The sequence below is a fragment of the Streptomyces sp. NPDC054932 genome (genome assembly GCF_053610205.1).
In genome coordinates this window covers 1-17,225 of the sequence record NZ_JBSGXU010000085.1, presented here as the reverse complement: position 1 = coordinate 17,225, position 17,225 = coordinate 1, and the positions used below count along the sequence as shown (strand labels likewise).

Here is a 17,225-nt window from a genome sequence, read left to right as displayed (position 1 = left end):
CACACCCCCATGCTGACTCCGGTGCTGGTTCGGTGCTGACCCGGACCGAGCTGGGCGGCGGAACGTACAACACCATCTGCCGCCTCGACCTGGCCGGGCAGCGGGAACCGGTCGTGCTGCGGGCCGCGCCCGTTCGGTCCGGACTCGCCGCCCGCCTGTACTCCAGCCGAGGGGACCGGGTGACCTGTCGCGGGAGCACGGCGTGCCGTCGCGATGGTTCCGGTACGTCTGACTGGTACCACAGTCCCGGGGCGGATCCCGAATTGCGTCGACAGGCTGCTTCGCGGCGGCCGTGGCGTGGCCGGACGTCCCGAGTCACGATCCACGGTCGCCGGCACGCCCTGCCTGCGACCGCGCACTCGTCGGCACCGGAAGGCGGATCATGAGCGACAGGCGCGACGAGACCGATCCGCCTCAGCCGCCCGCGATCAGTCGCGTCCGGTATGACGGTGCCCTGCTGACCGTCTTCTGGACCGCGCCCGACGGTGGCAGGCTCAACCCCGCGTCCTCGTACGAGGTTGACGTGGGGAACGGCAAGAGCACGGTGACCATGGCGGAGGCCGGGCAGGAGACCAGCGCCTCACTGCCGCTCGAGGTGGCGGACGGCCAGGAGTACGACGTCAAGGTCGGCCAGTACACCGGCAACGCGCACAAGGGGGACTCTGCGCCGGTCGCGATCGTCACCGGCACCGTGGCGATCGACCGGGCCGAGACCGACCCGGTGACCGGCGCCCTGACGCTCGCCTGGACGGCCGCCAGGAGCGACGAGTTCCTGCTCCGCCTCGTCGTCAACGGCGGGTCGCCGGACCCCGAGCCGACGGTCACCGGCCAGTCGTTCGTCCTCACTCAGCCACCACCCCCGGGCGCGAGTGTCTCGGCCGTGCTGGCCCGCGTCCAGCACGACCAGGGCGCCCTGACCATCGGCCCGGACGGCCCCGCCTTCGCGGTGCCGACCGAGCGGCCCGAACTGCTCGCCGCCGGGTTCGAGGCCGACACGCTCCAGGTCGCGTGGACCGGCGTCCCCTCCGCCGACGGCTATCGGGTCAGCGTCCTTCAGGACGGGGCGGTACTCTCCTCGGCCACCGTCCCGGCGCCCGCGACAACCCTCGATCTGGTCCCCGGAATCACCGACCGGCTCCCCTGCACCGTCGTCGTGCAGGCGCTGGACGACGCCCGCTCGGGCCCACCGTCGGCCCCGCTTCCGGTCCTGCTCACCGCCCCGGAGGTGACGGCGGTGGACTCGGACGGGGTGAGCGTCTCGATCACCGTGGCACCACCGCACAACCTCACGCCGACCGGGTACGACGTCGTCCTGCTCCGTGACGGCGTGCCGGTGCACCGGGCGAGCCCCGGCGCCACCACACCGCTCTCGCTCCCGGTCAGCCGGCCGCTGCCGCGCGGCGCGGCGTACGCCGTATCGGTCCGCGCGCGGTCCGGGCGCTCGGTCGGGCCGGCCGGCACGGCGCCCGCCGTGCTCGCCACCCCCGCCGTCGCGTCGGTCGTCTGCGACGCGGAGCTCACCGTCACCGCGGCGGCGGGTGCGCTGCCCGCGGACCTGCCGATCGACGCCGTGCTGTCCGTCGACGGCGTCCCCGGCCGGCCCGAGCGGGTGGGTGCGGGCGGCATCGCGAGGTTCCCCGTCCCGAGCGGCGGCGTCGGCGTTGCGGTCCGCGGCGTCGCCGACGCGGCGACCGGGCCGTGGTCCGTGCCCGTCCCCGCGCCGACCACGCCGGTCGCCTTCACCCTCGCGCGGGTCGACGACGGGCGGGTCGTCCTCGCCTGGAAGGGGCCGCCGGACGGGACGTTCCGCGCCGCGGTCGGCCCGACCGGCGTCGTGACGCGCGGCAACACCGCGGTCCTCCCCCGCACCACCGGCCCGGCCACGGTCGCGCAGCTCGCCGGGGTGGCGACCGGGCCGGTCACCTCGATCGACCTCGTGACGGCCGGTCCACGGCTGACCGCCGTCGCCGTCGGCACCGACCGCGGTGTCACCCTCTGGTGGACCGCGCCGCAGTCACCTCCGCTGACCGGTCTTCAGCCGGTCATCCGCTGGGACGGCGCCGAGCTCGCCCTCGACGTCCAGCCGCCCACCGCCAACCCCCTCGTCCTGACCTTGCCCGAGGACGTACCGAACACCGCGATGGTCGCCTTGCGCGCGGTCGCCGGTGTCGCCGTCGGCCCGCCCGGCAACGCCGCCGCGCTGCTGACCACCGCGCCGACCGGCCTCACCGTGACCTACGACGGCGCCGACCTGTGCGTGTCCTGGGACGCGCTGTCCTCGCCGTTGGTCAGCGGCTACCGGGTGAGCACGGTCATCGGCGCGACCACCACGGTGCTCGGCGACACGCCGACGACCGCCGGCACCTGGCGGGTGGAGCTCACGGACACCTCGGCCGCGGTCGTCGTGCAGGCCCTCACCGGCAGCGCGAGCGGTGCGCCGTCCGCTCCGGTCCCGGTGTTCACCGAGGCGCTGTACCTCGGCCGCTCCTACCTCGCGCCGCAGCGGGGCCCGGTGCTGACGGCCACCGACCTCGACCTCCGGCTGCCCGAGCTGTTCGCGAGCCCGCTCTCCGGCGCCATCGACCTGCCGCTCGCCTTCACCCTGACGCCGGGCCGGTCCGGTCCGTACGCGTACACCCTGCGCATCCCGGCGGCCAGCCCGGTCTGGGACTTCACCGACCGTCCGAACGTGATCGCGTCGTGGGGCGAGCTGCTCGGGCAGTTGCAACCGCTCGGCCTCACGCCGTACGGCGCCGCCGTGCTCACCGAGGCGGTGTCGCGGGCGATGCCGCAGACGTTCGCCGAGACGCTGTACTTCACCTACGGGCTGCAGTTCGACCGCGGCTGCTTCGACCTGCGCCCGGGCCTGGTCGTCCGCGTGGAGTACGAGAGTTACCAGACCGCAGGCGGCGCCCAGGGCAAGGACCTGTCCGGGTTCGTCACCGGCGGGTCGGCCGACTACGAGGTCGCCTCCTACGACCGCTCCGGCACCTGGCTGAGCGGGCTGGACGCGTTCCTCGCCGCGCTCTCCCAGAAGGGCGTGGTCGTGCCGAACCCGTCCGGGCCGGACGGGGACCAGCTGTACGGCAGCGGCGGTGTGTTCGACCTGTTCGCGTCGGCGTTGCAGCTGCCCTACGCCCGCCTGGTCTACCCGCCCCAGCTGTTGCGGACCACGTCACCCGGCTCGACGAAGCCGCAGGACAACGCCGTCTTACTAGCAGGCCCGACGCCCGCCTCGCTCGACGCGGCCACGGACAACGTCCGCCGCGGCAGCGCGCCCGGACCCGGCGTCGCCAAGGCCTACCTGCGCGGCCGCGCCATCGTGCGCGCGCTGGTGCGGATCACTGTGAACGGCGCGCCCCGGCTGGTCCCGCTCGGCACCACGCTCGGCAACGTCCTGGCGAGCGAGGGCCGCCGGCCACCCGCCCTGCCCGTACCGCTGCCCGGGGTGACGCTGCACCGCGCCCGCGCGGCGGCGGCCCTGCTCGACGGCCCGGCCGGGGACTGGCGGGTCGTCCCGGGGTGGGAGCCGCGCGAGGCCGGCGCGCTCGACCTGCCTCTTCTGCACGGCGACCGCCTCGACCTCGTGCCGGGCGCCGGCTGATGGCCGAGCCCACCTTCACCCGCGCCGGGACGACCCGACTGTACTGGGCGGACCCGGCGAAGCCGGTGGCCGCGTTCCTGGCCACCGACCCGGAATCCCTCGGCCCCCGGCCCACGCTGACGCGGACCTGGGACGACACCCGTGGTTCGTACGTCCTCCTCGGCGCGCCGGTCCCGGACTCGACGGCGTTCCTGGCGGCGCTGCTGACCTGGCTCGGCTACTACGCGCCGCAGGGCGCGCCGCGGTTCCTGTGGGTCGCCGACCCGACGGCGCCCCCGACCGCGTGGGTGACGACGCCGCTGACCGGTCAGCCGGCCCCGGACGGCACGTGGGTGGCGAACGGAGCGGTCTTCCAACTGGCCGACTACCGGCTCACCCTGGCGGGCGGCGGGGCGGTCGCGCCCGCCGACACGGCGGCGGGCTGGGGCTTCGCCGTCGCCGACGGCGACGGCTACAGCGCCGTCACGTTCTCCTCCCCGACCAGTGACTTCCCCGCGCGGCGCGGCACCACGCTGCTGAGTATGGACCTCGGCCGCACCGGCGCCTTCCGCTTCGCCATCGCCGCGCCGGCTGACGACGGCGACGTCTTCGCGGCGCTCGGGGCGGGGCTGCGCTTCTTCACGCCCGGTCCCGACGAGAGCGTCGAGACCGTGTCCTTCGCCCTCGTGCGGCAACCCGAGCAGACCGGCCTGGAGTTCTCCGCACAGATCGACCCGCTCCGGCCCCTGGACGGCAGCCGCACTTCGCTGGGCTTCTTCCGCTGGGACCTGACCGGCGATCCGCCGGCGCTGCCGTCGGGGTACGCCACCGTTCTCGGCCATGGCGTGCGGCTGCGTCCGCTCGCCGCCGGGACGAGTGCCACCTCGCCGGCCCGGCTGGTGTTCGGTGTCGCGCCGTACCTCGCCGACGAGGAGACGAACGCCGGCTGCTACCTGGTCCCGGACGGACCGTTCGCCGTCGACGCCGGGCCGCAGGACGGCCGGGTCATCTGCGGCACCTCCGGCCTGGAGTACCTCGGCTTTCCCGCCGAGGGCTGCACGCTGGTGTTCCGGCCCGGCCGCCCGGCGTACGCGCCGCTCGGTTCCGCCACGACCGGCGCCGACTCGCTCACGGCGCACGGTACGACGTCGTGGGTGTCCGTCGATGCGGCCGCGACGCCCGGTGTCACGTACTACAGCCAGCCGGAGGACGCACCGCTCTATGCCGCCGGCACCGTGGCCGTGGCCGACGGGCTCGGCCTGCTGGGCTTCTGCGAGGTGCCGGCGGCGACCGCGACCACGACCGCGTTCCCGATGGCGCCGTTTCGCGGGCTGGCCGCCGACGCGGTGCTCGCCGCGCTGGTGGTCGAGCAGCGAGCGATCGCGCCGACCCGCCGGGCGGTACTGCTGCCCGGAGAAGGCGGCGAGGCAGCGGCGGACGCCGAGCCGACCATCGCCGTCACGCCGCAGGGGCTGGCGGTCGGCCTCGCGCCCGACTCCACCTGGACCTGGCTCGGCATCGGCCATGACGGTGGCGAGGCGGAGATCCCGGACCTGCGGTTCACCACGGTCACCGGGCCGTTCCGGCAGGCGATGCAGACCAACAACCTGTTCCTGGTCCTCGGCGACCCGGAGGAGTTCCACCGGTTCGGTTCGGTCGCGTACCAGCTCACCGCTGCGGCACTGGACGTCATCGCCACCATCCCGGCGGACCACGGCGGTGTCCGGGCGCCGGTGCTGCGGGCCGTCCGCGCCGCGACGGCGGACCGCCGGTACGAGACGCGGACCGGGTTCACCGAGGCGCTGCGCGCCGCGAGCCCCGACATCACCGACGAGGAGAAGCGGGTCTTCCTGCGCTACGGAGGCCTGCTGACGCCGGTCGCCGGCGGCTGGCCGTTCCGGCTCTCCCCGGACAGCTGGCGGCCCTCGACCCACCTCATCGTCAAGTTCGCCCTCGGCCGCAGCATCGCCGAACTGGTGACCGACGTGTCGACCTGGGCGTGGCCCAGGGCCGCCTCCCGCACCGGTTCGCCGGCCGACGCCCAGACGGCGGTCCAAGGCGTCATCGACGCCGCGCGCGACGCGCCGCCCGGGTCGCCCTACGAGACGTTTCTCCAGGTGGTCGAGGACCCGAACTGGACCGGAGTCCTCGCGCTGTCGGCGGAGGTCCCGCTCGAACAGCTCCCGGCCGAGCTCCAGGTGCTCGCGGCCGGGATCGACCCGGCGCAGTTCGCCGCGCACCACTTCGGCATGTCGCTCACACCGTTCCGGCTCGCCGACGGCCGGCTCGTCTTCGATCGCTCGGCGATGTTCGGTCTGATCGACTACCGGAACCCCGAGGACCAGTACTTCAGCGAGAACATCGCCTACGCGTTCCGTGTGCTCGGCCTCACGGTCGGCGTCCGCAACTCCGTCGTCACGACGTTCACCAGCCGCGCCGAACTGCTCGTCAACCGGTTGTTCGGCGCGCCGGCCCGGCTGCTGCCGACGACGCACGGCAACAACGTCGTCCTCGACGGCGCGCTCCAGCGCCAGCAGCTGCCCGACGGCTCGGCGCACGACACCTACGTCTTCTCGATGGCCGAGCAGAACACCTTCCGGCTCGACGGGCTCGTCCTGCAGAGCGTCGAGCTGTTGTCGACGCAGCTGGTCACCGCGAAGGCGTCGGACCCGGCGTCCGGCAACGCGACGGTCGCCGCGGTGTTCCAGCTGGCAGGCAACCTGCGCTTCTACGAGCCGGAGACCTTCGACCCGTTCTGCTGGGGCCCGCAGGCGGCGAGTGCGGACGGCGCAGCCGGCGAGGACGGCTACCTGCGGTTCGGCGGCCTCGCCATCGCCATGTCGTTCGACCTCGGCGATCCGGCCGGGACGACCAGGTTCACGCTGAAGGACGGCAACCTCTCGTTCGACCTGGCGAACAGCAAGGCGCGCGCACAGTCGCTGGTCGCCCGCTTCCCGATCCGGCTGGGCGGGCTCATCGCCACGCCCGATCCGCAGCTCGCGACAGGCGACCCGCCACCGCCGCAGACGCCCGCCGATCTGGGGTACGTCTCGGTCACCGCGCCGCTCGACCAGTCGGAGCTCGCCCGGCCGTGGTACGGCCTCGACTACACCATCGACCTCGGCTCGCTCGGCGCGCTCGCCGGGAGCAAGGCGTTCGCCCTCCAGGTGCTCGTGGCCTGGAGCCCCGGCGCGGGCGGCGCCGATCCGGCGGTCTACCTCGGCGTGCGGCTGCCCGGCGCCCAGGGCCTGCTCGGCGTCAATCTGCCGCTGCAGGGCGTCGTCACGATGGGTTTCCGGTCGGTGGAGTTCCTGGTCGGCGAAGAGGAGAACATGCCTCGGACGTACACGCTGCGGCTGCGCGACTTCGCGCTGCGGCTGCTCGTCCTGTCGTTCCCGCCGGGACACAACGACGTGGTCCTGTTCGGTAACCCCGACCAGGGCGGCTCGTCGAAGGTCGGCTGGTACCTCGCGTACGCGTCGGATGCCGACCCTACGCGCCCGCCGCCCCCACCGGTCCGGGCGGCGCTGCGTTCCGGGAAAGGAGGCCCTCCGTGGCGAGCCTGACGCTGGTGAAGCTGCTGTTCTGCGGCCAGGGCATGACCAAACTCATCGAGATCTACGACAAAGGCGTCGAGAAACCGGACGCCGACTATCTCGCACTGGTCGACTGCGGCGGCAACGACAGGTGGTCGAAAGGCGCGCTCGACTACATCGCGATGAAGGTCGCCGCTCGGTCGACCAACCCGAAGTGCATCGACCTCGTCGTCCTGTCTCACCAGGACGGGGACCACGTCGCGCTGCTCGGCAAACTCGGCGAGCGCCTGAAGGACATCGGCACCCCGGTCCGGGTGGGGCAGCTGTTCATCGGCGGAACCAACTGGAAGAATTCGAACCAGGGCACCGTCAGGAAGTTTCTCGACAGCGTCGGCTACGACGCGAAGGACGTCAAGTTCAACGAGGCCAGGCGGAGCGACTACGAGAACGTCACCCAACGGTCGGACCTCCGCCACCTCGCCCATCACGAAGACGTCTACTTCCGTGTCCTGGTGACGAACCTGTGCGGATCGAAATCCCCGGAGAACGCGTCGTCGAGCGTGCTGGTGGTGGAGAACGGGGCCTTCGCCGTCGTGCTACCGGGCGACGCGACGTACGAGACCATGGACTTCGTCGACAAGAAGCTCGGTGCCCTGCAGCCGCTGCTGCTGCCGCCGGTGGTGGCGATGGAGCTTCCCCACCACGGCGCGCTCGCCACCGCGGTGAAGAACTACGAGTCCGGTATGAAGCAGAACGACCTCAACTGGAGCATCATCCAGGGTTTCGCGGCGAAGATCGCACCACGCAGCCTCGGGGCGAGTGCCGGCCCGTGGAACAAGCACTGCCATCCGGTGCAGGAGGTCATCGAGCAGTTCTACGCCAGCGTGCGTACGAGGCCCACCCTGCAGTGGTACGTGTCCTATGTCTTCTACCAGCAAGGCACCGAGAGCGAGAAGTGGAGAACGTGGCTCGCCGTTCGCGCGATCGAGACCACCGTCCAGCGGCTCGGGAGCGTTGTTCCGAGAAAGTTGCCCCCGAAGTCCGCCATCCACGAGCGGAAGAATCTCCCCTTCGTCTACGGCGACATCGTTTTCAAGATCGCGCCGCCTGGCGTGCTGCGGCCTGAGGAGATGGTGGAGTTCCGCCCGCGCGGGACCTTCGAGATGCCCGGACCGGATGAGCCCGTCGTCCAGGCCCCCGAGCCGTAGGAGGCCCCTGTGTCACTCGACGAGATCTACACCGCCTTTCAGGGCGCCGCACGTTCGGGCACACTCAGCCACGACGCGCCCGCCGACCTTTCGGATCTGCTGCGCTCGCTCGGCGTCAGCACACTTGAGCTCGACTGCGGCCAGGCGTCCCTGGGCCCGGCCAGCGCATGGCTCACCGGCACGACGAGCTACCTGAACACCACCTGGGCGCTGCGGCTGGTCGGCACTCCCCGGACCGGCACCGACCGCGCGGCGCTGCTGCTGGAGCTCGGGATCACGGGAGCGACCTCACCCTGGACGCTCAAGGCGGCATTCGGCACCCTGCCGGACAGCCGGTGCCTCGGGGCGAACACCGGTGACGGACTCGTCGTCGGGCCCGGTGTGCTCGACTCACTGATCCTCGAACAGCCCGCAGTCAGCGCCACCAACGAGTCGGCCGACACCCGGCCGAGGCTGTCCGGCACGCTGCTGATGCGTGGCGACCCCGCGGTGTCCGGCAGCGGCATCCTCTCCGGGTACGCCGACTTCCTCGGCGACCGGCTCTCCGTCGACGGGCCGATGACCTTCCCGACCGGCGCACCGCCGGTCATCGCACTGCGCGCGGTCGCGCCGGGCGTCCGTCTGGAACTCGGCGAACTGGCCACCTCGGCCGTCGGGCTGACGCTGACCACCGACTTCCCAGACCCGTATCCGCTGCCCGAGGAGGGCGCGCGCCGCTCGGCCGTCCTGCTCTTCGCCGACGTGAAGCTGCCGACCAATCCCGGGGAGATCGCCACGGTCAGTGGCCCGCTGCTCGTCGGCGACTACGTCTGGCCGCTGGACATCACGTTCCAGACGCCGCTCGGCCTTGGGCGCGGGATCCAGACGCTGATCGCGCTGACCGGTGGCGACGGGGCGGCGTTCACACTGCCGGCCGGCATCGCGCCGATCGACGTGTTCGGCCTCAAGGAGGCAGGGTTCGGCATCGTGCCGGTCAGGTTCGGCGGTCCCGGCCTGTCGTACACCACGGTCGGCATCCAGTCCACCGAGAGGTGGGACCCACCGGTGCCCTACCTGACCATCGACCAGGTCGGCACCAGTTGGACGTTCTCCTTCACCTCGGCCGGGAAGCCACTGGTCACCGGCGTGGTCTCCGGCACGATGCGGTTCGGCCAGAAGAACGGCTCGTCGCTCGGCGCCTCGGCGCCGTTCGCCGAACGCGTGGCACGTGGCCTCCTGCCGCGCACCGGCCTGGACGACATCGTCGTGACCGTCGCGCTGACGCTGCCCGATCTGGCGTTCTCGGCCACGACCGACCAGTCGTTCGAACTCCCGATCGCGGAAGCGTTCCGGGCCTTCTTCGGCGGCGGCGGCCCGCCGATCGAGGCCGACCTGCGCTGCGAGTCGCTGAGCATGAGCGCTTCACTGCCGCGCAAGGAGTTCGCGGCCGGCCTGGCGGTGAGCGGCGACTGGTCCATCCGAGCCGGGCTGGTCACGCTCGCGCTCACCGGGCTGGAGCTGCAGGTCCTCGTCTCGCAGAACGAGGTCTCCGGTCTGCTGATCGGCAAGGGCGAAATCGCGGTTCCGGACTCCGCCCCGATCGAGCTGCTCGCGCAGGCGCAGTATCCCGGCACGGGAGCATGGGAATTCAGCGCGATCATGAGCGGTTCCCTCGACCTGCCCCGCCTCGTCTACGGCCTGATGGGCAAGGAGCCACCTGCCTGGGTGCGCGAGATCGCCGTCGAACTCGCGGACCTGAGCGTCTGGTTCAGCACGGCGTCCGGCAACCCGTACGCGGCGTCCGGCACGCTGCGGGTGACCGTCGCGGAGGAGCTGCTCGGCATGACGCTGCGCCTGCTGCTCACCGCGGACATCCAGCGCCGGCCGCGCGCCACCCTGGCCGACGAACGGCTCGCCCTCGCGCTGCGCGACACCGTGCAGGTGGACCAGCAGAACGTGCTGACCGGCAGTCTCTCCGGGTCCTTCACCATCAACAAGCTGAACGTCACCGCCTCCGTGTCGGTCACCGACGAGGGCAGGGACTACACCTTCGAGATCGCCTACCGCGACGTCTCCGTGCGCGCGGCGACGGCGTGGACCGGCGAGGGGACCGACCGGCACCAGATCCTCACGATCCGCCTCACCGGCACCCTCGGCGAGTTCCTGACCTCCTTCATCGCACTCGTCAACCCGAACGCGACGTTCCGGCTCGACCCGCCCTGGGACTTCCTCAACACCATCGACCTCACCGGCCTCACGCTCACCATCGACCCGACCAAGCAGACCGTGGCGGTGACCCACGACCTGCGGCTGGACCTCGGATTCGTCACGATCCGGTCGGTCGGGCTGAGGTACGACCGCTCCACCGGGAGCCCGGCCGTCACCATCGTGCTCGACGCGCAGCTGCTCGGGGACACGGACGCCAAGCCGCTCAGTTGGGACCCGGTCAACCAGGCGCCGCCCCAACCGCCCGGACTGGGAGACAAGTTGTTCGCGCTGCGCTACGTCGGCCTCGGCCAGCACGTGTCGCCGAAGAACCTCGCGCAGTACACGAGCATCTCCGAGGTCGTGGACGCGATGGTCGCGGCGATGCGCCCGGTCGCCCCGGCGACCGGCAAGCCGCCGCTCGACCCCGCGACGATGGCGTTCGACCCTTCCAGCCAGTGGCTGTTCGGGTTCGACGCGACGTTCATGGGCACGGTCGCCCTCAAGCTCGTGATGCACGACCCGGACCTCTACGGCCTCCTCCTCACGCTCAGCGGGCCGCGGGCGGCCTCGCTCGCCGGACTGAGCGTCGAACTCCTCTACCGGAAGGTCACCGACGACATCGGGGTCTTCCACGCCCGGCTGCAGATCCCCGACGCCTTCCGGAAGTTCGAGTTCGGCGCGGTGTCGGTGACGCTCGGCGTCATCGCCGTCGACATCTACACCAACGGCAACTTCCGGGTCGACCTCGGGTTCCCGGCCAACCGCGACTTCACCAACGCGTTCGCGATCGAGGCCGGCATCTTCAACGGACGCGGCGGCATCTACTTCGGCGTGCTCAACGGCGCCACGTCGAGCCGCGTCCCGCGGATCACCAACGGAAACTTCAGCCCGGTCCTGGAACTGGGCATCGGCCTGTCCCTCGGGGTCGGCCGGACCTTCGAACGCGGCCCGCTCAAGGCCGGGATCTACGTCAACCTCGTCGTCATCTTCGAGGGCGCTCTGGCGTGGTTCCACCCGGACAGCGACGAGCAGAGCACCGAGCTCTGCTACTGGTGCCGCGGAACCGTCGGCATCGTCGGACGGCTGTACGCAACGGTCGACCTCAAGGTCCTCAGAATCGACCTCGACCTCCAGATCTCCGCGATGGCGACGGTCGACCTGGCCGCCTACCGCGCAACCGTCATCTCGCTGAACCTCTCGGTGCGGGCCAGCGCCACCGTGAAGATCCTGTTCGTCAAGGTCTCCCTCTCGTTCTCGATGACCCTGCAGACCTCGTTCACGATCGGCTCCGACCGCACACCGCCTTGGCGCCTGGCCCCCGGCGCCGCCCGCCGCCGGCTCACGGCCCCGCAGGCCGGCGCCGAGCCGTACACGCTGCACTTCGACCCCGACGCGCACGTCTTCCCCGACGGCAAGCCGAGGACCACGTACCTCACCCTCGTCCCCGGCTACACCATCGCGAACGTCCCCGTCGACTGGAGCGGCCGGACAGCGCCACCGAACGACACCCCCGACCACCGCCTCGTCGTCATGCTGCTCACCGACAACTCCGTCCCGGTCGACGCGGTCACCATCGCCGAGGCCACCCTGCCCGACGTGTCGCGCAACCCGCGTGCTGCCGCGCCCGCCGACACGTCGTTCAACCAGCTCGCCGACGGCCTGCTGCGCTGGTCGGTCAACGCCCTCGGGGTCACCTCACAGGTCGTCACACTCGCCGAACTATCGGAACTGGTCGAGCAGTTGGCCCGCCCCGAGGCCGAGAACACCGGCTTCACCTGGGCCAACATCCAGGGCTTCCTCGACAACAACGTGCACGTCGTGATCAGCGGCACGCCCGCCGGCGGCACGCCGGACGACGTTTCCGGCACGCCGTTCCCGATGATCCCGGTCCTCCGGTGGAACGCGACCGGTCTGCCCGACCCGGCCGACCGGGAGCGCGACTTCGCGGCCTACCAGCCGATCGACGCGACCTACGAAGCCGAGGCCATCGACTACTTCGCCGAGCTCGACCCGCGCCCGCCGGACGACCACCCGCCGTCCCTCGCCGCAGCGGACGAACCCAGCGAGTCCATGGCCACGTTCATCCTCCGCGACTACTTCCGACTGATCGCCCGTGCCACGACCCAGGCCGCCGTCAGTCTGCTCTCGGCCTACCCGTACGAGGTCCGGGAGAGCGACTCGCTGCAGTCGATCGCGCGCCGCTTCTCCACCACCCCCACACCGCACGAGGTGGTCGGCGCCGACAGTCCGGACAGCGTGGCCGAGCGGCTCGGCGTCTCAGCCGCCGAACTGCTCGCGCTCAACCCCGGCCTGCCGGACGACCTGGCCGCCGCTCGGCCCGGCGACGTGCTCACGGCGACCGTCGGCGTCACGCCACAGTCGATCGCGCTCGCCAACCCCGACCGGCCGCTCGCCGAAGGCAAGCTGGTCAGCCTCGGCACGCTGCCGGTGCAGACCGCCGCGCAGCAGACCCTGGCCGGCCTGGCCGACGCCTACCACGCCGACCGGACAGCGCTGCTCGACCACCTGCGCGACACCACACCGCTGCTGCGCGTCGGCGCGAGCGTGCCGCTGCCCGGGTTCACCCACGCCGGGCTGTCCGTCGACGGCACCGCGGCGGTCTTCTATGTCCGGCTCGGGCTGACGCTGCCGAACGACGTCCCGCTCGCCGACTGGTACCAGCAGGCGATCGACCGCCTCAACGGCAACCCGGGGCAGCCGCTGCCCCCGACCCTCACCGTGCCCGACGGCTACCAGAGCAGCGCCACCACCACCTGGACCACCGTGCCGGGCGACACCGTCCTCGACGTCGCGGCGTACGCCGCGCTGATCCAGAACGTCGTCCCCGCGACACCGTTCGCCGTCTGGCTCGACGCCGTGCGCGCGGCGAACGAACCGGCGGACCCCGACTGCGTCCACCTGCCGGCCGACGCGGCCGCCGCGGTCCTGCCGAACGACACGCTCCGCTCACTCCGGGACCGGCTCCTGCTCGCCCAGGACCAGGCGCGGTTCGACGGGTACGCCGCCGCCGCGGACGCGCTCGTCCCGCTGGTCACCGTCGAGGTTCCCGGCGCGGTCGTCCGCACCACCGGCGGCCTCACCCTGCTCACGCTGGCCCAGCGTTACGGGCTCGGCGTGGCGGACCTCGCCGGGCGGATGGCCGAGGACCAGGGCGTCCTCGCCACTCGGGACACCCGGCGGCTCACCGTGCCCGACGTCCCCGCGATCGCGCTGGACGACCTCCTCACCGCGATGCACGACGGTACGGCGATGGGAGGCGTGAGCGGCCAGGTCGCCCGGTTCATGCTCGGCGGCCTGCGCCTGCCCGCGCCGGTCCTCAGCGACGGCGAGTACCACGCCACCGGCCCGATGACCGGCGGCTACCAGCTGATCGGCCAGCAGGTGACCGGACCTCCGCCGCCCGCCACCGAGTCCGGCGACCCGGTCGTGACCATCACCGTCGGCACATCCCGACCCGCCGACTGGCTGACCTTCGCCGACTCGGCCGTCCGCGACGGCGTCATCCACCTGGAAGCCCCGGAGGCCGACAGCGCCGTCATCTCGATCACGGCGGCCGAGCTGCGCGAGGGCTACCCGGCGCCCGGGCTGGTACCGGTGGTCGAGAGCCCGCTCGCCGCGCTGCCGCTGTCGCACGAGGTCGGCGTGCGCCACTCCGTCACCCAGGTGATCCCGTGGTCGACGACCACCGCCGTCCAGCTCCCGGTACCCCCGTCCGGCCCGCCGACGCTCTGGCCGCTGCCGGCCGACCTGATCGCCTGCGCCGGGACGGACCGCAGCGGCTCGGAGTTCCTGCTGGAACAGACGATGCCGCAGAGCGGTCCGGACGCCCGCTACTTCGAGCTCGGCTCGTACGGGTGGGCAACGCTGGTCTCCTTTGCCGTCCGCCGCATCCCCGGCCTGGACGGGACGGTCGAGGTGCTCGGCGCGGACACCGCCGACCGGCAGCGGATCGCACAGCTCCTGGAGTACCTGCGCGCCGTCCCCGAGAAGCCGGCGACCGCCGCCTTCCCGCCGCCGGCGCCCGACGAGCAGGCGCTGCTCACCCTGCTCTGGCAGCTTCCCCCGACGCCCGGCCGCACGCCCGGCCTGACCTCCACGCCGCTGGTCGCCGACGAGACGTTCCTCGTCCAGACCAACCTCTCCACCGAGACGCGCAGCGCGCCGGCCTCCGCCCGGGCGACCGCCGGGCAGCACTTCGCCGCGATCGCCGACTGCGCCCGCTTCCTCACCCTGCTCTGGGAGTGCAGCGTCGTCGGCGGTGGCGGCTACTGGCTGCGGTACCGCGGCGACGTGCCCGACTCGATCTTCGACCAGGACGGGCTGGGCCGGCTGTCGCTGCTCATCCAGCTGGCGTCGCAGTCCGGCCCCACGCCGGACCGTCACCTGTACGCGTTCACCAACCTCGCCGTGGTCGGCGACGGGGTCGACCCGTCCTCGGTCGCGCTCACCGCGCGTGCGGTGAACCCGTCCGAGCTGCGGCCCGCCGCCTCGGTCGACCCCGGCCAGGTCGGATTCACCGCGCGGTTCGCCAACCCACGGGACGACGACACACCGCAGGGCCGGCTGCGCCGTCTCTACGGACTGCTCGGCTTCCAGCTGGACCCGACGACGGTGTTCCGCGGCAGCGTCGAAAGCCGGGCGATCTCACCGCGGCCGGCGGACGGCACGGACGACCTCGGGCTGCTGGTGCCGAGCGAGGCCGCCGAAGCGGTCTGGGACCTCACCCGGATCCTCGACATCAGCCGCTTCGCCGTCCACCGTGCCGAGGCCGTCCCCACCGCCCCGCCGCCCGGGGCCGACCCCTACGCCGGCATCGCCGCGGGCGCGGCGACCGAGGTCGCGGTGTGGTTCGAGGACGTGTTCGGCAACCGGTCGGGCACCCCGGACCGGACCGCCGTGCCCGTCCGCTACACCGATCCGGTGATCGGCGTCGGCGGGTGGCCGTCGACCACCCTGCGGTACGCCGTCGGGCCGGCCGGCGCGCTCGCGGAGCTGACCGTCGCCGTCGACCTCCAGACCGTCGCTTACCAGCCAGGTGCCGCCGACCCCGGCACCGTGGCCGCCGCCGCGGCGGCGCGCGACCGCGACCGGCTGGTCCCGGTCTACTACCAGACCGCCCAGCCCGACATGCGGGCCGCGCTGCTCACCTCGCTGGAACAGCGTCCCGGTGCGGACCCCACCCCGGTGGCCGTCGACCTGGACGTGCTGCGCCGGTACGTCATCGGCGCCCACGCGCTGCTCGACTCGCTCACGGCGATCGGTTCCGCACCCGCCACCGAGGCCGCCACCGTCGACGACCTCTGGACCACCTACGGCGTCGGCTTCGACGAGGTAGGCGCGGCGAACGCCGACACCGCCCTCAGCGCCATGCTGGCCGACGACGAACTCGCGGTGCCGGTGACCGCGACGTTCCGCAACGGCGACACGATCGCCCTGCTGTGCCAGAGCCTCGACCCGCCTGTGGACCCCGTGCAGGTGCTGTGCGACGAGGACAATGTCGTCCTTCCGCTGACAGCGGCCGTCGAGCTTCTCACCCCGCCGCGCGACGCCGTGGTGCCGGCCGGCTTCCCGTCGGCCACCGATCTCGCAGAGGTGTTCGGATGCACCCTCGCCCGGCTGACAACGGCCAATCAGGGCCGGCCCGGACTGCTCACCCCGGGGTTCGTCTTCGAGTGCAATGGTGTCAAGGTTCAGGTCGCGCTCGACACGCCGGCCAGCGAGGCGACGCTGAGCGGCGTGGCCCAGGCGTTCCAGGAGCACGGCGTCCCGTTCGACGCGCCGCAGGTGGTCTCGCTGAACGCGGACACGCCGGGGATGTTCCGCGCGGGCGTGTCCCTGGTGGTCGACGGCTACCTGGTCCAGAGCGGCGACACCCTCGCCGTCAACCGGGCGGACCTCACGCCCGCCGACCTCGCGCCGCTGAACCCCAACACCCGCGACCTCTTCGCCCCCGGCACCGCGGTGTTCCTCACCACGACGCCGACACCCGTACCGCCCGGGGACACGCTGGGACGCTTCGCCGCCGTCAACAGCACCACACCCGGCGCGCTGCTGCGGCACAACGGCTCGGCCGCCCTCGCGCCGGCCTCCCCGCCGGTCGTGCCCGGCCGGTGGCAGTGGCCGGCCGACCCGGACGCCATGCGGGTGCCGTACACCGTCCGCGCGGGCGACTCGCTGGACACCATCGCCGACCGCTTCCCCGGGGCCGACCTCGTCGCGGCCAACGCGGGAATGCCGGGGACCGTCGCGTCCGGCGTCACCGTCACCGTCGACGGCCGGTCGGTGACGACCCCGGCATCCGCGTCGTTCGGCGAGGTCTGCCGGCTGTTCACCCCGCCGATCGAGCTCCCCGCGCTCGCCGCCGCCCTCGGCCCGCGCACCGGCGTGCTCGCGGCCGGCGCGCTGCTGGTCTGCCCGCCCGGCGTGCTCCCCACCACGCCGGGCGGGCCGGCCGGGGTGACGTCCGGCGCGGCCGCCGGGCCGTTCGGCGTCACCCCGGTCGCCCTGCTCGCCGCGAACGCCGGCACACCGGGCCTGCTGCTGCCCGGCCAGGTCCTGCTCGGGCGGCAGCCGGGCGCGGACGGCAGCGCGCCCACCGAGACGACCACCGCGTCCGACACCCTCACCGCCGTCATCTCGCGGTTGCGTCGGCGCGGCGTGGTGACCGGCATCGAGGCCATCGTGGACGCC

Annotated in this window: 4 protein-coding genes; all 4 read left to right on the top strand. The window is 72.7% G+C overall.

Features of this window, described 5'->3' with window-relative positions; all coding sequences use genetic code 11:
• Positions 1-382 precede the first annotated feature (382 nt).
• On the top strand, positions 383-3,604 hold the full coding sequence (locus ACWGE1_RS22605) for a hypothetical protein (protein WP_453422292.1): 3,222 nt from the start codon (positions 383-385) through the stop codon (positions 3,602-3,604).
• Positions 3,604-7,149 (top strand): hypothetical protein, encoded by a 3,546-nt coding sequence (locus tag ACWGE1_RS22600; protein WP_453422291.1) that lies wholly within the window; start codon positions 3,604-3,606, stop codon positions 7,147-7,149. The genes ACWGE1_RS22605 and ACWGE1_RS22600 overlap by 1 nt, the downstream gene beginning before the upstream one ends.
• Entirely contained in the window at positions 7,137-8,327 is a 1,191-nt protein-coding gene (locus ACWGE1_RS22595) for an MBL fold metallo-hydrolase (RefSeq protein WP_453422290.1), read from the top strand. Before ACWGE1_RS22600 ends, ACWGE1_RS22595 begins: the two co-directional genes overlap by 13 nt.
• A gap of 9 nt (positions 8,328-8,336) precedes the next feature.
• The coding region (locus ACWGE1_RS22590; RefSeq protein WP_453422289.1) for a LysM peptidoglycan-binding domain-containing protein at positions 8,337-17,225 on the top strand (8,889 nt) is incomplete at its 3' end.